24 protein-coding genes, 1 tRNA gene and 2 pseudogenes are annotated in these 21,402 nt (G+C 65.4%); 11 read left to right on the forward strand and 16 right to left on the reverse strand.

The window, feature by feature from the left end:
• Positions 1-140: 140 nt before the first annotated feature.
• Entirely contained in the window at positions 141-2,831 is a 2,691-nt protein-coding gene (locus JD971_RS10350; protein WP_202083177.1) for a TonB-dependent receptor, read from the forward strand.
• Between the two features lie 143 nt (positions 2,832-2,974).
• Positions 2,975-3,382, forward strand: a complete 408-nt coding sequence (locus tag JD971_RS10355) for a DUF805 domain-containing protein (RefSeq protein ID WP_202083179.1) — start codon at positions 2,975-2,977, stop codon at positions 3,380-3,382.
• On the opposite strand, the gene JD971_RS17180 is transcribed toward JD971_RS10355, so the two are convergent.
• Genes JD971_RS17180 through JD971_RS10365 form a run of 3 tightly spaced genes read right to left on the reverse strand, consistent with a single transcriptional unit; the run spans position 3,379 to position 6,661 of the window.
• Entirely contained in the window at positions 3,379-4,089 is a 711-nt protein-coding gene (locus tag JD971_RS17180; protein ID WP_371809583.1) for an FtsX-like permease family protein, read from the reverse strand. The two genes, JD971_RS10355 and JD971_RS17180, sit on opposite strands and share 4 nt — an antisense overlap.
• Positions 4,090-4,119: 30 nt before the next feature.
• A complete protein-coding gene (locus tag JD971_RS10360) occupies positions 4,120-5,940 on the reverse strand; it encodes an ABC transporter permease (protein WP_371809585.1) in 1,821 nt (606 codons plus the stop codon).
• A 1-nt stretch (position 5,941) separates the two neighbouring features.
• Positions 5,942-6,661, reverse strand: coding sequence for an ABC transporter ATP-binding protein (locus JD971_RS10365; RefSeq protein ID WP_202083181.1), 720 nt, complete (start codon positions 6,659-6,661; stop codon positions 5,942-5,944).
• A 77-nt stretch (positions 6,662-6,738) separates the two neighbouring features.
• Here JD971_RS10365 and JD971_RS10370 point away from each other — a divergent pair, with 77 nt between their 5' ends.
• From JD971_RS10370 to JD971_RS10380, 3 genes are all read left to right on the forward strand, one after another.
• Positions 6,739-7,449 (forward strand): arylesterase, encoded by a 711-nt coding sequence (locus tag JD971_RS10370; protein WP_236672046.1) that lies wholly within the window; start codon positions 6,739-6,741, stop codon positions 7,447-7,449.
• A 244-nt stretch (positions 7,450-7,693) separates the two neighbouring features.
• Positions 7,694-7,858 (forward strand): hypothetical protein, encoded by a 165-nt coding sequence (locus tag JD971_RS10375; RefSeq protein WP_202083183.1) that lies wholly within the window; start codon positions 7,694-7,696, stop codon positions 7,856-7,858.
• Positions 7,859-8,134, forward strand: a complete 276-nt coding sequence (locus tag JD971_RS10380; protein ID WP_202083184.1) for a MarR family transcriptional regulator — start codon at positions 7,859-7,861, stop codon at positions 8,132-8,134.
• Between the two features lie 10 nt (positions 8,135-8,144).
• Here JD971_RS10380 and recF read toward each other — a convergent pair whose 3' ends face one another.
• Positions 8,145-9,230, reverse strand: a complete 1,086-nt coding sequence (gene recF, locus JD971_RS10385) for a DNA replication/repair protein RecF (RefSeq protein ID WP_202083185.1) — start codon at positions 9,228-9,230, stop codon at positions 8,145-8,147.
• Between the two features lie 224 nt (positions 9,231-9,454).
• Between recF and JD971_RS10390 the strand changes: the two genes are divergently transcribed.
• From JD971_RS10390 to JD971_RS10405, 4 genes are all read left to right on the forward strand, one after another.
• Positions 9,455-9,592 carry a hypothetical protein gene (locus JD971_RS10390; protein ID WP_202083186.1) on the forward strand — a complete coding sequence of 46 codons (138 nt, stop codon included), beginning with the start codon at positions 9,455-9,457 and terminating at the stop codon, positions 9,590-9,592.
• Positions 9,589-9,798, forward strand: coding sequence for a PspC domain-containing protein (locus JD971_RS10395; RefSeq protein ID WP_202083187.1), 210 nt, complete (start codon positions 9,589-9,591; stop codon positions 9,796-9,798). Before JD971_RS10390 ends, JD971_RS10395 begins: the two co-directional genes overlap by 4 nt.
• A gap of 50 nt (positions 9,799-9,848) precedes the next feature.
• A tRNA-Arg gene (locus JD971_RS10400) sits at positions 9,849-9,925 on the forward strand.
• Between the two features lie 30 nt (positions 9,926-9,955).
• Positions 9,956-10,312 carry a hypothetical protein gene (locus JD971_RS10405; protein ID WP_202083188.1) on the forward strand — a complete coding sequence of 119 codons (357 nt, stop codon included), beginning with the start codon at positions 9,956-9,958 and terminating at the stop codon, positions 10,310-10,312.
• A 7-nt stretch (positions 10,313-10,319) separates the two neighbouring features.
• Here the strand turns inward: JD971_RS10405 and JD971_RS10410 are convergent, their stop codons facing one another.
• Positions 10,320-10,985, reverse strand: coding sequence for a spermidine synthase (locus JD971_RS10410; protein WP_202083190.1), 666 nt, complete (start codon positions 10,983-10,985; stop codon positions 10,320-10,322).
• Positions 10,986-11,251: 266 nt separating this feature from the next.
• Here JD971_RS10410 and JD971_RS10415 point away from each other — a divergent pair, with 266 nt between their 5' ends.
• Entirely contained in the window at positions 11,252-11,401 is a 150-nt protein-coding gene (locus JD971_RS10415) for a hypothetical protein (protein WP_202083191.1), read from the forward strand.
• Positions 11,402-11,493: 92 nt separating this feature from the next.
• On the opposite strand, the gene JD971_RS10420 is transcribed toward JD971_RS10415, so the two are convergent.
• The 10 genes and pseudogenes from JD971_RS10420 to leuC form a co-directional block, all read right to left on the reverse strand.
• Positions 11,494-12,522, reverse strand: coding sequence for a phytase (locus JD971_RS10420; RefSeq protein WP_202083192.1), 1,029 nt, complete (start codon positions 12,520-12,522; stop codon positions 11,494-11,496).
• Positions 12,522-15,359: a TonB-dependent receptor gene (locus JD971_RS10425; protein ID WP_202083193.1), complete on the reverse strand. Its 2,838-nt coding sequence runs from the start codon at positions 15,357-15,359 to the stop codon at positions 12,522-12,524. Before JD971_RS10425 ends, JD971_RS10420 begins: the two co-directional genes overlap by 1 nt.
• A gap of 148 nt (positions 15,360-15,507) precedes the next feature.
• Positions 15,508-16,302 carry an NUDIX domain-containing protein gene (locus tag JD971_RS10430; RefSeq protein WP_236672047.1) on the reverse strand — a complete coding sequence of 265 codons (795 nt, stop codon included), beginning with the start codon at positions 16,300-16,302 and terminating at the stop codon, positions 15,508-15,510.
• Positions 16,303-16,369: 67 nt separating this feature from the next.
• Complete coding sequence (grxD, locus tag JD971_RS10435; RefSeq protein WP_202083195.1) at positions 16,370-16,699, reverse strand: Grx4 family monothiol glutaredoxin; 330 nt, start codon at positions 16,697-16,699, stop codon at positions 16,370-16,372.
• A 42-nt stretch (positions 16,700-16,741) separates the two neighbouring features.
• On the reverse strand, positions 16,742-16,975 hold the full coding sequence (locus tag JD971_RS10440; RefSeq protein ID WP_202083197.1) for a BolA family protein: 234 nt from the start codon (positions 16,973-16,975) through the stop codon (positions 16,742-16,744).
• 27 nt (positions 16,976-17,002) lie between these two features.
• Positions 17,003-17,326 (reverse strand): DUF1476 domain-containing protein, encoded by a 324-nt coding sequence (locus JD971_RS10445; protein ID WP_202083199.1) that lies wholly within the window; start codon positions 17,324-17,326, stop codon positions 17,003-17,005.
• A 29-nt stretch (positions 17,327-17,355) separates the two neighbouring features.
• A complete protein-coding gene (gene leuD, locus JD971_RS10450; RefSeq protein ID WP_202083201.1) occupies positions 17,356-17,952 on the reverse strand; it encodes a 3-isopropylmalate dehydratase small subunit in 597 nt (198 codons plus the stop codon).
• Between the two features lie 49 nt (positions 17,953-18,001).
• Positions 18,002-18,166 carry an LPXTG cell wall anchor domain-containing protein gene (locus JD971_RS10455; protein ID WP_202083203.1) on the reverse strand — a complete coding sequence of 55 codons (165 nt, stop codon included), beginning with the start codon at positions 18,164-18,166 and terminating at the stop codon, positions 18,002-18,004.
• Positions 18,163-18,762 (reverse strand): DNA-deoxyinosine glycosylase, encoded by a 600-nt coding sequence (locus JD971_RS10460; RefSeq protein WP_202083205.1) that lies wholly within the window; start codon positions 18,760-18,762, stop codon positions 18,163-18,165. Before JD971_RS10460 ends, JD971_RS10455 begins: the two co-directional genes overlap by 4 nt.
• Before the next feature lie 17 nt (positions 18,763-18,779).
• A pseudogene (gene leuC / locus JD971_RS10465) lies at positions 18,780-20,233 on the reverse strand (3-isopropylmalate dehydratase large subunit).
• Between the two features lie 102 nt (positions 20,234-20,335).
• Here leuC and JD971_RS10470 point away from each other — a divergent pair.
• Positions 20,336-20,842, forward strand: a pseudogene (locus tag JD971_RS10470) (sterol desaturase family protein); the annotation flags it as partial.
• 108 nt (positions 20,843-20,950) lie between these two features.
• Here JD971_RS10470 and JD971_RS10475 read toward each other — a convergent pair.
• Positions 20,951-21,364, reverse strand: coding sequence for a SufE family protein (locus JD971_RS10475; RefSeq protein ID WP_202083206.1), 414 nt, complete (start codon positions 21,362-21,364; stop codon positions 20,951-20,953).
• Positions 21,365-21,402: the final 38 nt, after the last annotated feature.

Consider the following 21,402-nt stretch of genomic DNA (forward strand, 5'->3'; position numbering starts at 1 on the left):
CGGGGATAGCCCCGCATTTTGCCATGGCATTTCGGTTGCTTGCGCATGGTTGTGCCTGTAGTTGACCTATAGGAGAACCAGGCCGGCCCGCGCGATGCCGTCGGACAGAATGACTGGCCCTGTTGAGAGGATAAGATCGCATGAAATCGATTCGTACCGAGCGTTTGCGCTGCCGTAATGCCCTGATGATCGGGACCGGCATGGCCGCCGTCCTGGGTGTTGCCGCCCCCGCCGCCGCTCAGGACGCCGCCGACGGCGAGGTGCAATACGCACAGCCCGCCGAAGCCTATGACGAAACCGAAGCGACGCGCGGCAACGCCATCATCGTCACCGCGACAAAGCGCGAGCAGACGTTGCAGGACGTGCCCGTCGCCGTGACCGTCACCGACGAAAACACCATCGAGCGTGCCGAGATTCGCGACCTGCGCGACCTGACCAGCGTGCAGCCTTCGCTCCGCGTGACGCAATTGCAGTCGAGCGCGAACACCAATTTCATCATTCGCGGATTCGGCAACGGCGCCAACAATGCCGGGATCGAACCGTCGGTCGGCGTCTTCGTCGACGGCGTCTATCGCTCCCGCTCCGCCGCGCAGATCGGCGATCTCCCCGATCTTCAGCGGATCGAGGTGCTGCACGGCCCGCAATCGACGCTCTTCGGTAAAAACGCGAGCGCGGGCGTCATCTCCATCATCACCGCCGAACCGCAGTTCACCTTCGGCGGGCAGGTCGAGGCATCCTACGGCAATTTCGATAGCAACGTCGCCAAGGCGCTGCTGACCGCGCCGCTCACCGATAATATCGCGGCGTCCATCGCCGGCGGCATCAACAAGCGCGACGGATATATCGACGACCTGGGCACCGGCGGGCGCACCAACGGGCGGGATCGCTGGTTCACGCGCGGGCAATTGCTGTTCGAACCGAGCAGCCTGTTCAAGGTCCGCATCATCGGCGATTACAGCAATATCGACGAGGATTGCTGCGGCGTGGTCACGCTTCGCCGCGGGCCCACGGCGGGCATCGTCGATGCGCTGGGTGGCAATACCACCGATCCCAACGATCCGTTCGCCGATGTCGTCTACAACAATTTCGCATCGTCGAACGACATCGACAATTACGGCGTGTCCGGCCACATCGAATTCGGCTTCGGCCCGTTCGAGCTGACCTCGATCACCGCCTATCGCGGCACCAACGTGCTCACCAATCAGGATTCCGATTTCACGAGCGCGGACCTGCTGGGCCGCAATTCGCAGGATCTGAAGATCCGCACCTTCACGCAGGAGTTCCGCGCCACGGCACAGCTGGCCGAATCGGTCGACCTGCTGCTCGGTGCGTTCTACTTCAACGAGGATATCGAGCAGGACGCGCAGCTTCTCTACGGCACGCAATTCCGCCCCTATGCCAATGCCATCATCCAGTCGCAGACCGGCGGCGCGCTGAATGTCGGCGGGCTGGAGCAGACCATCGGCGCGCTGACCGGGCGTCCCGGTGCCTTCGACGGGCAGTTCTTCGCCAATGGGCAGGGCCTGATCGAGGCCTATGCGCTGCAGAACGATTCGATTTCGCTGTTCGGTCAGGTGGATGTCTATGTCACCGACCGGCTGACGCTGACGGGCGGTCTGAACTACACGAAGGACAAGAAGGACTTCCAGACCAACGTCAACGCAACCGACGTGTTCGCCGGCGTCGATCTGGTGCAGGTGGGCAGCACCGCAATCTATCAGCAGGCCTTGTCGACCACCATCGGCAATGCGCTGATGCTGGGCCGTCCCGCATCGCAGGCCGAGATCCAGGCCTTTGCCGGCGGCAACCCCGCCGCGTTTCAGCAGATCAACGCCGGCTCGCAGGCCTTTGCGCAGGCGAACGCCGCCAATCCGCAGGTCAATCCGCTGCTCGCGCTGCAGGCGCTGCAATTCTCGCGCCCGTTCCTCAATGTGCCGAACGCGGTGGAGCCGGGCGAGACGGATGCCGACAACCTCACCTACACGTTGCGCGCTGCCTATGACGTGACGGACGATCTCAACGTCTACGTCTCCTATGCGACCGGGTTCAAGGCGCCGTCGGTCAACCTGTCGCGCGACAGCCGCCCGACGCCCGCCGACCGCGCCGCGTTGCAGCAGGCGGGGCTGTTGCAGGTGAACCAGACCTTCGGCAGCCGTTTCGCGGACGAGGAGGAATCCGAAGTCTACGAACTCGGCATCAAGGGCGATTTCGGCCCCGCCGCCTTCAGCTTCGCCGCGTTCAAGCAGACCATCACCGAGTTCCAGTCGAACATCTTCACCGGCACCGGCTTCTTCCTCGGCAATGCGGGCAAGCAGGAGGTCGTAGGCTTCGAATTCGACGGTACCGTCCGCCCGGTCGAGCCTTTGTCGCTGCGCATGGCGGTCACCTATCTCGATCCCGAGTACAAGGATTTCCAGCAATCGGCGTTCGGCGATATTTCGGGCACGACGCCGGCGGGCATTCCGTCGATCTCGGCCACCTGGGCGGCGGATTACGTGCATGAGCTCGCGAGCGGCGATGCCGTGATCCTGCACGGCGACTATAATTACCAGTCGCGCACGCAGATCGTGGAAGGCCTGCCCGGCTTCAATTCGCAGGGGATCGATGCCGCGCTGGCCGCCGCGCGCCCGTTCACCCGGCAGGTGGACGAACTCGCCGCGTCGATCACCTATGCGATGCAGAGCGGGCTTGAGATTACCGCATGGGGCCGCAACCTGCTCGACGACCGTTACCTGCAATCGATCTTCGATTCGCCGGTGCAGCAGTTCGGTATTTCCGGCTATCCGAATCAGCCGCGCACCTATGGCGTGACGGCACGCTACAAGTTCTGATCTGCAAGCCATCGTCACGAGGGGAGGGGGCCGTTCACCGGCCCCCTTTTCGTTTGCGCCGCCGCCGGGGCTGGCAAAGCGGGCGCCGGATGTTACAGTTTCAACCGGTTGGCTCGATCCGGGCCGCCAGGGGGGACTTGTCCATGTATTACATGCTGCTGCCGTATCGCCGCTATTTCGAATTCGACGGGCGTTCGCGGCGCCGGGAATACTGGATGTTCATGCTGTTTCAGCTCATCGTCAATGTCGCGCTGCTCGCCATCATGCTCGTGGGTGCCGCGACGTTCGAGGCGGGCATGGGCGCGACGCCAGGCCCGTTCGCATGGCTGGCGATCATCGGGTGGTTCGTGTTTGCGGCCATATCCTTCGTGCCCTCGATCGCGGTGCAGGTCCGCCGCTTCCACGATCAGGGCAAGACCGGACTGCTGGTCCTGCTCAACCTGATCCCGTTCGGCAGTCTCGTCGTGCTGGTAATGATGCTGTTCGAGGGGACGCGCGGGCCCAATCATTACGGTCCGGATCCCAAGGCAGGTTGGACAGGCCGGGATTAAAGGCTGCGCAGCGCCTGCGCCGGGCGGGCGCGCAGCACCGGGAGCGAGGCGAGCGTCGCCGCGATCACCACCACCGCCGCCCCGCCGAGCAGCACCGCCGCCACGATGGCCCAGTCCGGGTCGAAGGTGAATTCGAACATTTCGACCATCACGTACCACCCGGCGCCGAGGCCGAGCGCAAGCGCTACCACCGACAGAAGCGCGGCCAGCACGACATAGCGCAGGACAAGGGCGCCCAGCAATTGCCGCCGGCTCGCGCCCAGCACGCGCAGCACGATCGTATCGTAGGTTTCCCTCGCGCGGGCCGCCGCAATCGCGCCCAGCAATACCGCCATGCCCGCCAGCACCGCCACCGCCGCCGCGCCGAGCACGGCCGCCGCCACGCTGCGCAGCAGGTCGCGCGCCTGCGCCAGCACCGGGCCGAGTTCGATCGCCGAACTCGCCGGATAGGCCGCGACCATCGCGCCGAGCAGATCGCCGCGCCGCCCGCTATCCGCCCCCGGCGGCAGGATGATCGAGGCCGCGTAATTATGCGGCGCGTCGTCGATGGTGCCCGGCGAAAAGACCAATGCGTGATTGAACCCGAAATCGTCCCATTCGATGGCGCGGAACGATGCGATGGTCGCCTCCCGCTCCACGCCGAGCAGTCCGATCGCCAGCCTGTCCCCGATGGAAAGGTCGAGCGCCTGGGCCAGTTCCTCATCCACCGAAACGAGCGCAGGACCGTCGTAATCGGCCTACCACCATTCGCCCGCCGTCACCCGGTTGCCGACGGGCAGGCCCGCGGAATATGTCAGGCCGCGCTCGCCGCGCAGCGCCCATGCGCCCTCGGGAATGTCCTCCATGTCCGCCACGCGCGTCATCGCACCCGCCGGGCCGTAGGCGAGGATCGCCCCGCGCAGGGCCGGAACGGTGCGCACCTCGGCACCGGGCACCTGGCGCGTCACCAGCCGCGTAAAACCGGCGACATCGTCCCGCGGCACGTCGAGCACGAAATAATCGGGCGCGCGATCGGGCACGGTACCCGCGATGTAACGATCGAGCCCGGTTTGAATGAAGGCGATGGCGGCAAAGGCGGACAGGCCAAAGCCGAGCGCGGTCACAAGCGCCACCGTCGGCGACCCCGGCCGGTCGAGCGCCCCGATCCCGAGCCGCAGCGACAGCGAAGCCCCGCGCCGCGCCGTGCCGCCCGCGATCCGCCCGGCGATATCACGCACCCCGATCCCGATCAGCGCCAGCAAACCCAGCACCGCCGCCGCCGCGCCAAGGAAACCGGCGGTCAGCCACGGCTCGTAACTTGTCAACAAGGCAAGCGCCACGATGGCGGCAAGCCCAAGCCCCACCGGAATGGCCGCGTCCCGCCACATATGCGCGGGCGGGGCGACGCGCGCGCGCAACAACGCCATCGCCGTCACCCGACGCGCAGCGATCAGCGGCGGCGCGGAGAACACCAGCGCCACCAGCAAGGCGAATGCCGCCGCCCGCACAAGCGCGGCGCCATCGAACACGAATCCCGATGAAACCGGCAACAGATCGCGCAACAAGGACGCGAGCGCCGGCACGATCAACACGCCGACGATCAGCCCCGCCGAAATGCCTGCCAGCGCCGCGGCCAGCACCTGCAACACGTGGATACGCAGCACATCGCCGCTATCGGCGCCGAGCACCTTCATCGTGGCGATGGTCCCGCGCCGGCTTTCCAGCCATGACGATACCGCGCCCGCAATGCCGATGCCCGCGATCACCAGCGCCGCCAGCCCGACGAGGCTGAGGAATTGTCCCATATTGGCGAGCAGGCGATCCGCGCCGGGGGAGGCGCGCTCCCGCGTGCGGGTGGACCATCCCGCTTCGGGAAAGCGCGCCTCGAACGCCGCGACCACGTCGGCGGGATCGACATCGGCGGGGAGGGCGACGCGATATTTCGTGCGCACCGTGCTGCCATAGGCGGCAAGCCCGGTGCGCGCGAGCGTCGCCTCGGAGACCAGCACCGCGGGGCCGAGCGCGAAACCTTCGGAAAGGCGGTCCGGTTCGTCCGCGATGACGCCGCCCATGCGCACGTCGATCTCGCCCAGCCGGATATTGTCGCCGACACCGATGCCCAGCCGGTCGAGCGCGCCCTGTCCCGCCCATGCGGTGCCATCGGGCGGCGCGCGCGCGGTGCGCCCGTCGGCCAGCGTCAGCGTCCCGTAAAGCGGCCATGCCGCGTCGACGGACTTGAGCTGGATCGGCACGGTGCGCGTTCCCGCCGCGGCCATCGCCTGCACCCGGCGTCCGGCCGACACCGCCCCCATGGCGCGCATCGCACTCAGCTCTTCGGCATCGGCATCGCGGGCATACACGGCGAATTCGACATCGCCGCCGAGAATTTCCTGCCCGCGGTCGGACAGTTCGGACCGGATCGCCCCTTCGAGCGTGCCGATCGCCGCCAGCGCCCCCGCGCCAAGGAACAGACACACGATGAGCAGCCGCAAACCCTTGAACCGCCAGGAAAAATCACGCCGCGCCAGCCGCAGCGCCACGCCCCAGCGCGATGATCGCCCGGTTCCCTGCGCCGCCATCTCAGCGCAGCGTATCGCGCGCGATGCGCCCGTCGGCGAGTTCCAGCACGCGCTCGCATTGCTGCGCCAGCGCCGGATCATGCGTAATGAGGAAAAGCGTCGCGCCCGTTTCCCGCGTCCGGTCGAACAGCAGGCGGATCACGCTTTCCCCGGTCGCGCTGTCGAGATTGCCCGTGGGTTCGTCGGCGAAGATCAGCGGGGGTCGCGGGGCGAGCGCGCGGGCGATGGCGACGCGCTGCTGCTCCCCGCCCGAAAGCTGCGCGGGATAATGCGACAGCCTGTGACCAAGGCCGACCGCTTCAAGCTCCGCATCCGCGACGGGCCACGGATCGTCATGCCCGGCAAGTTCGAGCGGCGTCGCGACGTTTTCGCGCGCCGTCATCGTCGGCAAAAGGTGGAACGCCTGCAACACGATGCCGATCCGGCCCCGGCGCGCCCTGGCGAGCGCATCCTCGTCCATGACGCCGCCGTCGCCACTGGCAAAATATTCGCCCGCAACCCGCAGCGTTCCGCCGCTCGCGCGTTCGAGGCCGGAGAGCACCGCCATCAGCGAACTCTTCCCCGAACCCGACGGGCCGAGCAGCGCCACCGTCTGCCCCGCCGGAACGGTGAGATCGATGCCGTTCAATATGTTGACCGCGCCGTCGCCCCGGCCCAGCGTGAGCATGAGCCGCTCTGCGCGGATGGCGGCATCAGGTTCGGGCTTGCTGGTTTCGTTCATCTTTTCCACATAGTCACATGGCATAAGCAGGTCGCAAATGAAACGACGGGATTGAACGAATGCGCAAATGGTTGATTTTGGCGGCTTTATCCGGGCTTGCGGCGTGCAGCGACGGGGAAACTGCGCCAGATACGACCCCGCAGGAGGCCGCGATTCCGGCGGCCGGGCAACGCGAAACGCCCGAGAGCGCGCTCCCCGCCGTTCCGCGCGGCCGGGACATACAGGTGCTGGCATTCGGCGACAGCCTGCTGGCGGGCTATAATCTGCCGCGTAGCGAAGCCTATCCGGCGCAGCTTGAGGCCGCGTTGCGCGCGCGCGGGATCGATGCGACGGTCATCAATGCGGGCGTTTCGGGGGATACCACCGCCGCGGGCCTGCAACGGCTGGATTTCGTGCTCGACGGGCTGGAGCGGAAACCTGCGCTCGCGATTGTCGAATTCGGTGGCAATGACTTGCTCCGCGGTTTGTCGCCCAGCCTTGCACGGGACAATCTTGATGCGATGCTGGCCCGGTTCGCGCAGGAGGACATCCCCGTCGTCATCATGGGGCTTGAGGCACCGCCGAGCGCCGGGTCGGAATATCGCCGGCAATTCAACGCGATCTATCCCGAGCTGGCCGAGAAATACGATGCCGCGCTCGTCCCGATGTTCATCGCGCCATTGATCGAGGATCGCACGCTGGTGCAGGCGGATCAGATTCACCCGACTCGTAATGGCGTCGCGGCAATGGTTTCGTCGACGATCGATACGATCGCGTCCGCGGCACAGAAAGCTGCCGCCGACGAGTAAGGCTGCGCTTGAACCATCCGGTTGCCTCGGCACCGCCCTTGCGTTCGGGCGGGGTGCGGGCCTGTGCGTGCCGCGAATTGTGTACGGGGCGGTGCGCGATTAATCCGATTATGGACTTTCTATAGCTTCCGGTTTCGGACTGATACTGATTATTAAGATAGGATATAAGTTGAATTGACAGACCTGCTTTTCAATTTTTTGGCGGGATAGTCGCTTTGGCACGTTTGCAGGCCATGGGGTTTGGATGCTTGATCAGCAGAAAGACGCGGGTTCGCGCAACGACGTGCATATGGGCTCGAACGACGGAGGTGCCCGGTTGGACGATACCGAACTTATTGCTCCGGCGCTTTATGTGATCAAGTCGAGGACGGCGCGGCGGCATCATTTCCCGGACGGATTTTTCCGGTAGATGACTTTCGACCTCATTCTCGATCTCTTTATCCATCGCGCGCGGGGCGAAACCGTGTTCGTGAAACAGATCATCGCGACGAGCGGGCTGCCGCAGACGAGCGCGCTACGCCAGATCGACCGGCTCGAGGCGTTCGAACTCGTCAGCCGTGCGCCGTATGAGGACGATCATCGCATGATCGTGCTCGACCTGACGGAAACGGGTTGGGAGACGATGCGCAAATTTTTGCAATCGATCACCATCGATGCGGAAATCGCGGATGATGTCGTGATCTGATCGCCGTTTTTCAGCCGGGCGTGAGCAGGGCGCCCTTTTCCACTTCCCACACCGCCGCCACGCGCCGGATCGCGGCAAAGGGGTCGCGCTCCGTCCCCGTCATCCAGACCTGCGCTCCGCTCCGCTCCAGCCGCTCGAACAGCGCTTCCCTGCGCATCGGATCGAGATGGGCCGCCACCTCGTCGAGCAACAGGACGAGAGGCCGCGAACCCGCGGCAAGTTCCGCATGGGCGAGGATGATCGCGATCAAGAGCGCCTTCTGCTCCCCCGTCGAACATTCCGACGCCGCACGGCCCGTCGCCGCCATGGTCACCCGCAAATCGTCGCGGTGCGGTCCCGCAAGCGTGCGGCCCGCCGCCCGGTCCGCGCCGCGCCCCTCGCGCCACAGGCGGGCGAGCGCGGTCGGGTCCGCCGGCGATTGCGGCGCGATGGCGAGGCCGGGGCGGGCAAAGGGCGCATCGGGCAATTGCGCCAGCATGTCGGACAGCATCCCGACCAGTTCCGCCCGCCCGGCACAGACCGCGGCGCCCGCATCGGCCATCTCGCGTTCGAGCGCGTCCAGCCAGGCCGCGTCGGGCCGGTCCTCTTGCGAAAGCAGGCGATTGCGTTCGCGCAAGGCGCGGTCGTAACGGGATGATTCGGCGGCATGTTCGGGATGAACCGCCAGTGCCATCCGATCGAGAAAGCGGCGCCTCGGTCCTGCGCTATCGGTAAAGAGGCGGTCCATCGCCGGGGTGAGCCACGATACGCTCAACCATTCGGACAGCCGCGCGGCGGGCAATGGCGCGCCGCTTGCCTGCACCAGCCTTCGTCCCGGGCGGTCGGGCCGTACCGCCGTGCCGAGCCGGACCGGAGTCTGCCCGCTCACCAGATCGGCGCCGATGGCAAACCCCTGCGCCGCATTGTCGTCCCGCGCCATTTCGGAAAGCTGCGCGCGCCGCAATCCGCGGCCCGGCGCGAACAGCGACAAGGCTTCGAGCAGGTTGGTCTTGCCCGCGCCGTTGGCCCCGATCAGCAGGTTGAACGCCCGCGCGCCGTCGAGCCGGCTGGCTTCGTGATTGCGGAAATTCGCAAGTTGTATCCGGTCGAGCGCCATGCCGCCGGATTAGGGAGCAAGCGCGCCGCTGGCCACGACAAAATGCCGCCCCATAATGTGGTGCCAGATCCCAAATATCGGCATACACCCCACCCGAAAGCCAAAGGCCATTTTCATAAACCGTTCAGAAACCGCGATTTTTCAAACTGGCACGCTCCCTGCAATACAGTTGGCATGGCCGTCATCGGGATGGCCGAACCAACCAGAAGAAGGGAATTACCACCATGAACATCGACACCATCCGTTCGCGTCTCGCCGCCGGTGCCGCCGCTTTCGCGCTCTCGCTCGCTCTCATCGGCGTGACCGTCGCGCCGCAGTCGAACACCGGGTCCACCGTCGCAACCTCGGGGATGCTGGCATGAGCCGGCTCCCCCATTCCGACGACCGCACGCCGCGCCGTTTCCACCTCGACAAGCCGAATGGCAAGCTGATGGGCGTATCGGCGGGCATGGCCGATTATTTCAACGTCGATGTCACGATGATCCGGATCGGCTGGGTGCTGGGCACCTTTCTGGGGCTGGGGTCGCTGATCCTCATCTACATCATGATCGGCCTGATCGCCGATTGACGCGCGGGCATTTGCCAGACGGGAAAACCGCGCTATTGGCGAATGCCGACGCGCCCTTAGCTCAGCTGGATAGAGCACGAGACTTCTAATCTTGAGGCCGGTGGTTCGAATCCACCAGGGCGCGCCAGATTTCCTATTTTACGACGGGTCTTCCCTCATGTCCTTTTCCGAAATTGGCGATACCATCGCTGGCTGGGGCATGGAATTTTCCCGGCACAAGGCGTGGATCGAGGCCGCCCTGCCGTTTCAGGACGATGCGCTGCATGTCGCGGTGGGTGTCGTGCTCCAATTGCTCGGCGCGTTGATCCTGCGGTCGAGCGTGGCCCGCTGGCGGCCGTGGCTCTTCGCCTTCGCGCTGGAACTGCTGAACGAGGCGAACGATCTCATGTTCAACGGCTGGGACAGGGCAGGGGCGGTGGGCACCGGCGCGATGGACATTGCGCTGACCATGGCGTTGCCGACGTTGCTGCTGCTCGTGGCGCGACGGGCGCCGAGGCTGCTGACCGGGCGCTGAGTCTGCCTTATTGCGCGAACCAGATGACGTGGCGCGGCCCCTTGCCATTGCTGCGTGCGCGCACGATCGTTTCCTCCACCTCGAAACCGGTCGCGCGCAACCGCCGGGCGAAGGCCGCATCGGGCGCCGCCGACCAGATGGCGAGCACGCCGTCGGGGCGGAGCGCGGCCCGGGCCGCCTGCAACCCGGCGCGCGTGTAAAGCCGGTCGTTCCCCTCGCGCACCAGCCCGTCCGGCCCGTTATCGACATCGAGGAGGATCGCGTCATAGGCCGCACGCCCCCGTGCGATGACCGCCCCCACGTCATCCTGCACCACGGTCACGCGGCCATCGTCCAATCCGCCCGCGGTGAGCGCCGCCATCGGCCCGCGCGCCCATGCGATGATTTCGGGGACCAGCTCGGCCACGGTAACCCGCGCCTTTTCGCCCAACTCCGCCAGCGCGGCGCGCAGGGTGAAGCCCATGCCATAGCCGCCGATGAGGAGATGCGGCGCCGCCCGATTGGCGATGCGCGCAATGCTCATCACCGCAAGCGCCTCTTCCGACCCGCTCATCCTGCTGTTCATGAGCTCGTTGCGGTCGAGCTGGATCATGAAATCGTCGCCGCGGCGATACAGGCGCAATTCCTCGCCCCCCGGCACTTGCGCACGGCCCAGCGGTTCGAGCGGTTTCATGGTATGGCTCCTGTTTCGCGTCTGACCCCGGTCCACGCCCGCGCGCGCCGGATATTGCCGCGCCATGCACCCGAAAGGCGAAATGCCGCAAATTTATTTTTGCAAATTTTTAACCTGTTCCGAATCGCGAAAAACGCCGGATTTGCGGCGAATTGAGCATATCAAGCGACCAACCGTCGAAGCCGCCATGGCGGATGCACGGGAACCGCCATGCATATTGGCGGATTGTCTTGGCAAATAGCGAATGAAAAACAAGGAACCGTGCCATGTTCAAACCGAGTTTTCGTAGCAGTGCTCCGGACAAATGGACACAGCCGCGCCCGTTCAGCGATCCGTCGCTCCGTTTTGCAAAGTTCGGCGCCATTCAGCCGATGGAAGAGCCAGGATTTTGGGAGCGTCTGTTCCGCACGCATTGATCGGATAACGCTTTCACCAATGACAACGGCCGGCGCCCCGATGGGGAGCCGGCCGTTTTTCATGACACACCGCTTTTCACACGGCGAAGCGATTACGGTACGAGCGCGCGCAGCTTTGCCCCTTCGATCAGCTTGAAGTTCTGCGTGCCGGCGCCATTGTCGCCGTCCTGCACCACGAAGAGACCGCCTGTGAACGCCGGCCCGAAATCGCCCGCGTGAAAGGCGATGCCGTCGGTCTCGCTCGTGCCGTCGATCCCGCCCCCGTCAACCACCCGAAACCGCGTCAGATAGGCCATGTCGGGAAGCCGGAACAGCGCATAGGCATTGTCGCCCTGGCTCGACGCGATAAGAAAACCTGCGTCGGCGCCCTCTGCCGCGATGGTCAGCCCTTCGACATCGGGCACGATGGCCATGCCGTCGGCCGCGGCGACCAGCGTGCCGGACGGTGCGTCCTGCGACAGGTCGAAACGCCAGATGCCGGCGGCTTCCTCCCCGACATAGAGCATGCCGGTGCGCCCATCGACGACGCAGCCTTCGGGCTGGCTCGGCACGCGCATCTCGCGCAAACGTCCGAGCGTAGGCGCATAGGGCGTGCCGGTAATCGCCGCCTCCACGATCAACCCGTCCTTGGTATTGAGATAGGCGCGCGCCAGTTCGCCATCGGCCCGGCCTGGCCCCATGCAGAACCCATACCCTTCGCCAACGCCGACCGGCAACCGCGCCACCGCGCTCAACGCGCCCGAGCCGGTGTCGAGTGTGTAGAGCGCGACATGCGGCTGCAACGGGTCGGCGCGGTCGCTCGCCCCGACGAGCACGGCGCCGCCGACCTCGATCAGGTCGACATTGTTCACGCCCGCCTTCGCCGCGAAGCTTTTGACCGTCCCGTCGAGGCCATAGACATACAGCCCCGCCTTCTTGTCCGTGGCGACGATCAGGCTTTCCGCGGGGGCCGCCGCATTGCGCCAGATCGCCGGGTCGTCGGCGGCATCCTCGCCCGTCGTGACGACGGCCTCGGTCTCCGTATCGGCGGTGATCTGCTGCGTCGGCCATGGCGACATGGCGGGCACGCTCGCGCAGCCGGAGACGAGGGCCGCGGCGGTCAGGATGAAAGGATACCGCATCAGAAGTTGAACCTCGCGCCGAATTTCATGGTCCAGTCGTATTCTTCATATTGCAGCAGGCGGCGCGCACCGCCCAGATTCTGATAGGCGAAGAAATCGGCATCGTTCGCGTTCACCCATTCCCAGTAGAGCTGTATCTGGCGGGTGAGGCGATAACGCGCGCTCGCGTCGATCTGGAACAGATCGTCGACATAGCGGTCCTCCTCCGCCTCGCTGCCCAGCTCGTCGAGATATTTGTCGCGGAACGTGCCCGCGACCCGCAGGCTGACCGGGCCCTTTTCATAGCCGAGCACGACGTTGAACGTATGCTTCGACGCGGCGGGAAGCGGAATCTCGCGCCCGTCGTCCAGCGTTCCTTGCGCATCGGTATAGGTGTAGTTCGCCTGCACCAGCAATCCGTCGAGCGGGGCGGGCAGGAAGGCAAGCGCGCTCGAAAATCCGAACTCCGCGCCGAACACCGTCGCCGACCGGCCATTCACGGGGACGACCGCCTCGGTGAAATCGATCCCGGAATAGGGGCTGTCTTCCTCGTTGAGCTGCCGGTCGACGATGAAGTTCTTCACGTCCTTGTAAAAGACATTGGCCGTGAGCGCGCCATTGCCGGTGAAGTAATATTCCGCCGCCGCGTCGAGGTTCCACGCCTTGTACGGGCGGAGGCCGGGATTGCCGAATTCGCCTTCGCGTTCGTTGTCGTCGTTCTCCTCCACGATGAAGCGCGGGGCGAGATCGGCGAGATTGGGCCGCACCAGGCTTTTGTAACCCGCCGCGCGGAACACCAGATTGCGCACCGGCTCGTACCGCATGTTCACGCTGGGCAACCAGTCGGTGTAATCGCGTTCGAACCGGTTGGGGGTGATGACCACGATATCGTCGTCGAGCACCGCGCCATCATATTCCGCGCCTTCCTCGATCAGCTCGGTCAGATTGGCGGAGATGTCGTTGCGCGTGTGTTCCATGCGCACGCCGGCGATGATGCGCCACGTCTCGCTATCCCAGCGGCCGAGCGCGTATCCGGCGTAGACATCCTCCTTGTTGACGTAATCCTCCACCGCGGAATCGAAGGTGCTGTCGATCTCCTGCAATTCGAAATCGCCGAAATTGTCGAAGAAATAGCGGGTCGGCGCGGTGAAATCGGCAACCGGGTCGATGCCCTGAAGGCGGTAGGTGCTGCGCCCCAATACGTCGGCCAGCGTGTATTCGCCGGTCGCATCCTCGTAGAACTGCACGTTGAAATCGTAGCGCTTCTCGCGCCAGCGCGCCTTTGCGCCCGCCTGCACCGTGAAATCGCCGCTGGCCAGCGCGAAGGTGCGGCCGATGTCGGCCCAGAGCGCGAATTCCTCGTCCTGCGATGCGGACAGGCGCGTGACCTCCACATCGTTCAATGCATATTGCGCCGGATCCGCAAACAGGTCCGCGCGGGCATCGACGGTAAAGGTCGGGATGCGCGGATTGGTGAGGTCGAAGACGAGGCCGAAATTGTCGCCGTCGCCCTCGTCGCCAAAATCGCGGTCGAAGGTGGTGGGGTCGATGCTGTCGTTCTCCCGCTCGGTCGAGCGGGCGTAGCTGCCGGCATATTCGAAGCGCCAGTCGCCCGCGTCGGTCTCGCCGCCCAGCACGATCGAGCGGATCTTCTGACTTTCGGCGCGGTCCTTGATGTCGCGCTCGACCTGAATCTCGGCATCGTCGCTCGCGGTAAAGCCCAGCGCATTGCCGCCGCCGAACGACACCGTGTCGAAATCGCCGAGGTCGAAGGTCAGCCGGCGGCGGAATTCATGATCGTCGAACTGGCTATACAGGCCGCGCAGGTAAAGCTCGGTCGTATCGCCCGCGCGCCAGTCGAAGGACAGCGACGCGCTCAGCCGTTCGCGCTCCACGTCGTAATCGCGGTACTGGATTTCCTCGAACAGGGCATTGCCGTCGTCGTCCAGTTTCCAGTCCTCGGCCTCAACATTGTCGGTCTCGAACTTGCGCTTGTAGTAGGACACACCGCCCGCGACGCCGAAATCGTCCGACAGCTTCGTCGAAAAATCGAAACCCAGTTTCGGCGTCAGCGTATCGGCGAGCCGGTTGTAGCTGCCTTCGACCCGCGCGGTGTAAAGGTCGCGCTTGCGGTCGAACGCGCTCACCGTATTGATCTCGATGCTGGCGCCGATGGTGTCCGCGTCCATGTCCGGCGTCAGCGATTTCTTTACCTCGATCGATTCGATCTGGTCGCTCGAAATCACGTCCAGCGCGACCGAGCGCGTATCGCTTTCGGGTGCGGGAATGCGCGCGCCATTGATGGAGCTGCTGTTGAGATTGGGGCTGAGACCGCGCACGGAAACGAAGCGGCCTTCGCCCTGATCGTTGAGGATATTGAGGCCCGGCAGACGGCGCAGCGATTCGGCGACGTTCTGATCCGGGAATTGCCCGATGGCATCGCGGGTGAGGACGGAGCTGACCCCGTCGCCCTCGCGCTTGCGGGACAGTGCGCTGGCCTGGTTCGCGAGCTGTCCGATGACGAGGATATTCTGTTCCGACCCGCCGAGGGTGAACATCGGGCGGACGGTGCCGGTTTCGGGCACGGTGACGGTCTGCGTCTCCGGCTCTGCCCCGACATAGCGCACCTCCACCGTATAGGTGCCGCCCGGCACGTCGACAAAGCGGAACGCGCCATCGCGCATCGTCGATGCGACCCGGTCGAGTTCGAGGATGCGCACCTGCGCCGATTGCAGCGCGCGCGTGCCGGTATCGTCGACGACGCTGCCCTCGATCGTGCCGGCCCATGCGGCGGGCGCGGCCAGGATCGCCGCGGCGGCGGTGCCGATGGCGAGTGTGTTGCGGATGGATGATAACATGTGCGGGTGCCCCTCGATTGCGTTGGGGACGCCCTAGGCATGCATTAATACAGCAATGCGTCGATGCCGTGATGGAACGGTGAAACATGAAGCCGCGCGGTCATCGTTCTGCAACACGGCGGCGGCGCGGTCACGGTGCCACCTGCGTTCAGATCGCGCGAAAGGGCCGCCGCTCCGCAGGATAGCCGAAGCCTGGCGGCACGGTGATGTATTCCGCGCCGTCCGTTTCGCCGACCACGGGGCGGATGATGCGCGGGGGAATCGTGCGGGCATGCGCGGCAATCGCGGCATAATCGGGAAAGGGCGCGACCCGTTCCAGATTGCGGATCGTGGGATGCACCAGCGCAATGTCGCCGCGTTCATGCTGCGCGAGGAGTGCGTCCGCCGTGGCCCATAAAAGGCTGTCGCTCTCCGTGCCGTCGGCGCTCACGGCGACGGCACCGGTGCCGATGTCGGCGATGAAGAAGCGGGTGTCGAACACGCGGCTGGTTCCGTCCGGCGGGCACCAGCGGGCGAACGGGGTGATCGCCTCCCTGTCGAAGGTCCAGCCTTCGCCGCGCAGCAATGCACGAAAATCCCCGGTTTCGAGGAGACGCGCCCGCGCGCGCAGCGCATCGGTCCGCGTCACCTGTTGCGCCAGCCCGACGAGCAGTCCCGTTTCCTCCAGCGTTTCGCGGATCGCCGCGACCTGCGCCGCGGCCCAGCCCGCCGGTATGTCGGGCAGCATGTCGTGCGCCAGCGCGCGGTCGCCGGGATCGATCCGCCCGCCGGGAAACACCATGGCCCCGCCGGCAAAGCGCAATTTGCGCGCCCGCTTCACCATCAATATTTCAAGAGCGTCGTCCCGCCGGCGAAACACCATGAGCGTGGCGGCGGGGATCGCGCCGTCCGGGGCCGGTTCGTCGGGCAAAGCGGCCGCCCATTCGCGGAGCGCGCCGCTCATCCTTCGCGAGAAGCCCGGTTGCCGGCGCGCGGCGATTTCGCAGGTGCGACGGTCGCCGCGGCCTGCATCAGTCCGCCTTCGCGACCTGCTTTTCGGCCATGAGCGTGTTGAGCTCGCCGGCCTCGAACATTTCCATCATGATGTCGCTGCCGCCGACGAATTCGCCTTTTACGTAAAGCTGCGGGATGGTCGGCCAGTCGGAAAAAGACTTGATCCCCTGCCGGATTTCCATGTCCTGCAACACGTCGACGCTGCCGTATTTCACGCCGAGATGGTCGAGGATGGCGACCGCCCGGCTGGAAAAACCGCACTGCGGAAACAGGGGCGTGCCCTTCATGAACAGGACGACGTCATCCGCCTTGACGATTTCTTCGATGCGGGTGTTCGTGTCAGACATTATCGATGCGTTCCGTTATTGCTATGAATCCGTTGCCGGGACTCAATTGGGAACCGCGGTGGTCAGTTGCAAGGCGTGGAGCACGCCGCCCATCTTTCCATCGAGCGCGGAATACACCGCCTTGTGCTGCTGCACCCGGCTTTTGCCCGCAAAGCTGGGGCTGACCACATGGGCGGCATAATGGTCGCCATCCCCGGCGAGATCGCGAATGGTGACCTCCGCATCGGGGATCGCCTCGCGGATCATGGTTTCGATTTCGTCGGCCTGCATCGGCATGGGCTTCGTCCTTTTAAATGGGGGGGGTTACGCTTCGCCGATAAGCTGACGGCGCGCCTCGACCGCCTTTTGTTCGAGCGCGACGCGCACGGCGGATTCGTCGATGTCGCAGCCTACCGATACGAGGTCGCCGAACACCTTGCGAATGACGTCCTCGTCGCCCGCTTCCTCGAAATCGGCCTGTACGACCGCCTTGGCGTAGGATTCGGTTTCGGCGTCCGACAATTCCATCTTCTCCGCCGCCCATACGCCGAGCAGGCGATTGCGCCGCGCGGTGACGCGGAACATGTTCATCTCGTCCTGCGCACTCTTGGCTTCCTCGGCCCGGCGACGGTCATTGAAATCGGTCATGTGAGGCACCTTTTGGATGGAGGCGGCGGTCAGGCCGCGCGCGGTCCGGAAAGAAAGGAAAGCTGCGATGCGGTGCGGGTTTCATAGGCCGAAATCGCATCGCCGCGTTCCATGGTCAGCCCGATTTCGTCGAGCCCGTTGAGCAGGCAATGCTTGCGAAACGGGTCGACATCGAAATGGAAACGGTCCTGCATCTCGGTTCCGACGGTCTGATGTTCGAGGTCGACGAACAATTCGCCCTCCTCCGCCACTGCGAGCAGGCGGTCGACCTGTTCCTGCGGCAATGCAACGGCGAGGATGCCGTTCTTGAACGCATTGCTCGAAAATATGTCGGAAAAGCTTGGCGCGATCACCACGCGCACGCCCATGTCGAGCAGCGCCCAGGCGGCGTGTTCCCGGCTCGATCCGCATCCGAAATTGTCGCCCGCGATCAAAATCGGCGCACCTTCGTAGCGGGGATCGTCGAACACATTGCCCGGCTTTGCCCGCACGGTTTCGAACGCCCCCTTGCCCAGCCCTTCGCGCGAAACGGTCTTGAGCCAGTGCGCGGGGATGATGACGTCGGTGTCGACGTTCTTCGCGCCATAGGGGATGGCGCGGTAAGCGATTTCGTTGATCGGTTCCATGGTGTTCAGCCTACCCGAGCCGCGCCCTGCGCCTCAACCGAAATCGGCATCAGTCGGTTTCCGGCGGATTGGCGCCCGGCGCTGGTTTCGTCCTGGCGGCCTGCGCGCGTTCGCGCCGCCGCGAGGCGTAGAGCAGCGCGGCGGCCAATGCGGCCGATCCGATTGCGGCGCCGGCCATTGCCGCTTTTCCCGTCAGGCTGTTGTCGTCGCTCATTCCTCATCCTTTCCCGTATCCGGTGTGACGTGCCGGTATGCGGCCCTATCTGCGGCAATGCGCGCCGATTGCAAGCATTCCGGACGCAGATAATCGCGAATCGCATTCCATTCGCGCGCCTTTTCGTCGCGCGTCACCCGGCAATAGGCAGGGCTGCTCGACGGGAGGGTGAGGAGGGCGGGGGCATCGGCGGGTAGCATCCGCCGCCCGATCCGCGCCGCCGTTCCCCCGTTGAACCCGACGAGCCGCAGCGCGGGAAGCGAGGCGGCAAGCGCGGCCAGCGCATTGCCCTCCACATCCCGCATCGCGCTGTCGAGGCTGCCCGAACGGCGCGCGGTCCGGGCAACATCCCACAGCCCGATGCCCGCAAGGCGCAGCACCGCCAGCCGCGACGCATAGGGCAAGGCATCGAGATCGACCCCGATGGCCCCGCCGACAAGGTGCCAGAACTGGTTGCGGGGATGCGCGTAATACCGCTGCGCACGCAGCGACGCCTCCCCCGGCAGGCTGCCGAGCAGGAGCACGCGGGTTTCCGGCGTCGTGACGGCGGCAAAGGAGGATTTGCGCGGTCCTTCCGCCTGTGTCCCCGCCGCCACCGGCAATGCCGATGCGATCAGGCCGGTTCGGTCGCGGCGACCGGCGTCAGGTCGCGCACATCGGTGAGCCGCCCGGTCACCGCCGCCGCCGCCGCCATCGCGGGGGAGAGCAGGTGGGTGCGCGCGCCCGGCCCCTGCCGCCCGACGAAATTGCGGTTGGAGGTGGAAGCGCAGCGTTCGCCCGCCGGCACCTTGTCCGGGTTCATGCCGAGGCAGGCCGAGCAGCCCGGCTCCCGCCATTCCAGCCCGGCCTCGGTAAATATGCGATCGAGGCCTTCCTCCTCCGCCTGTTCCTTGACCAGGCCGGATCCGGGCACGACGATGGCCCATGTCACGCTATCCGCCTTGCGCCGCCCCTTGAGCACGGCGGCGGCGGCGCGCAGATCCTCGATCCGGCTGTTGGTGCACGACCCGATAAAGACGTTCTGCACCGTGACATCCGTCATCGCCGTGCCCGCGGTCAGGCCCATGTAGTCGAGGCTGGCCTGCGCGGCGGCGCGTTTGGATGCGTCGGCAAAGCTGGCCGGATCGGGCACCGCGCCGTCGATGGGGACGGTGTCCTCCGGGCTGGTGCCCCAGGTGACGGTGGGGGAATGTCGGCCGCGTCGATATGGACGGAACGGTCGAAACGCGCACCCTCGTCGGTGGGCAGCGTCTTCCACCATGCCAGCGCACGGTCCCATTCCTCGCCCGCGGGTGCCATCGGGCGGTTTTTAAGATAGCGGAACGTGGTGTCGTCGGGCGCGATCAACCCGGCGCGGGCGCCACCTTCGATCGCCATGTTGCACACGGTCAGCCGCGCCTCGACGCTCATTTCCCGGAACACGTTGCCGCGAAACTCGATGACATGGCCCGTGCCGCCCGCGGTGCCGATGGTGCCGATGATGTGCAGCACGACATCCTTCGCCGTCACGCCGGGGCCGAGCTGCCCTTCCACCACGACCTCCATCGTGCGCGACTGCTTGAGCAGCAATGTCTGCGTCGCGAGCACGTGCTCGACCTCGCTCGTGCCGATGCCGAAGGCCAGCGCGCCCAGCCCGCCATGCGCCGCCGTATGCGAATCGCCGCAGACGATCGTGGCGCCGGGAAGGGAAAAACCCTGCTCCGGCCCGACGACGTGGACGATGCCCTGTTCCCGGTCGGCATCGCCGATATAGCGTATGCCGAACGCCGGCGCATTGGCCTCCAGCGCGGCAAGCTGCGTCGCGCTGGCCGTGTCGGCGATGGGAATGCGGCGGCCATCGGGGGTGCGGCGCGCCGTCGTGGGCAGGTTGTGATCCGGCACCGCGAGGGTGAGATCGGGACGGCGCACGCTGCGGCCCGTGCTGCGCAACGCTTCGAACGCCTGCGGGCTGGTGACCTCGTGGACGAGGTGCCGGTCGATATAGATCAGGCAGGTGCCATCGTCGCGACGCTCCACGACATGGGCGTCCCAGATCTTTTCGTACATTGTGCGGGGTTTGCTTGCCATAATGTTGCAGCCATTGGCGCGTTGCTGCGCGAAATGCAAGGTCATGTGATTCTTGCAAAAGTCACTGGCGGTTCATCGGTGGCTGGCATAATGTGGGGCGTTATGACGCTCGTTCACAAAATCCTCATCGTGCTGGCCAGTGCCATTGCGATGGAATTCGTCGCGTGGTTCGCACACCGGTACATCATGCACGGGTTCGGATGGGGCTGGCACCGGGACCATCATCGCAAGCATGACGGGTTTTTCGAGAAGAACGACCTTTATGCGCTGTTCGGCGCGGCGCTCTCGCTCGGGCTGTTCATCATCGGCGACCGGGCGATGGCGGGGCCGTTCTACTGGGAGCCGGGCACCTATATGGGGCTGGGCGTGATGCTCTACGGGATCGTCTATACGTTGATCCACGACGGGCTCGTGCATCAACGCTGGTTCCGGTACGTGCCGCGCCGCGGTTACATGAAGCGGCTGGTGCAGGCCCACCACCTGCACCACGTGACCCATTCGAAGGAAGGCGGCGTGAGCTTCGGTTTCGTGTTCGCCCGCGATCCGAACCGGCTGAAGCAGGATCTGATGCGGCAAAGACGCGACAGCGAGGTAAAACTGCGCCGCGCACAGCTGGCGCAATCGGGAAGCGAAAGCGGCGCCTTCGCCGTCAGCCAGCCTCCCCGCGAACGGCGTTCGGGAAGCCGGCGGCGCCGCAGCGCACGTTAAATCAACAGATCAATCCTGCGCCGCGATGCGTGTCGCGGTTTCGCGGATCAGCGCGATCATGTTCGGCACGCCCTGCGTCCGGTTCGACGACAGCTGATTTTTGAGGTCGAAGGGTTCGAGCGCGCCTTCCACATCGGTATCGCGCACTTCGTCCGCCGGGCGGTCCTGCACCGCGGCGAGCACCAGCGCGATGATCCCCTTGGTAATCGCCGCGTTGGAATCGGCGAGGAAGTGGAGCCGCCCGTCCTCCGTCTGCGTGGGATAGACCCACACCGCGGCAGAGCATCCCTTGACCTGCGTGCTCTCGGTCTTGAGCGCGGGCGGCATCGGGTCCAGCTCCCGGCCCAGCTCGATGAGCAGGCGATAGCGTTCGTCCCCTTCGAGAAATTCATATTCCTCGCGAATGTCGTCGATCGTGCGCATGGCACCGGCTGCTAGCGCGATGCGCCGCGCATTACAAT

Origin of the sequence: Croceicoccus sp. YJ47, from assembly GCF_016745095.1 — a bacterium.
GTDB lineage: Bacteria > Pseudomonadota > Alphaproteobacteria > Sphingomonadales > Sphingomonadaceae > Croceicoccus.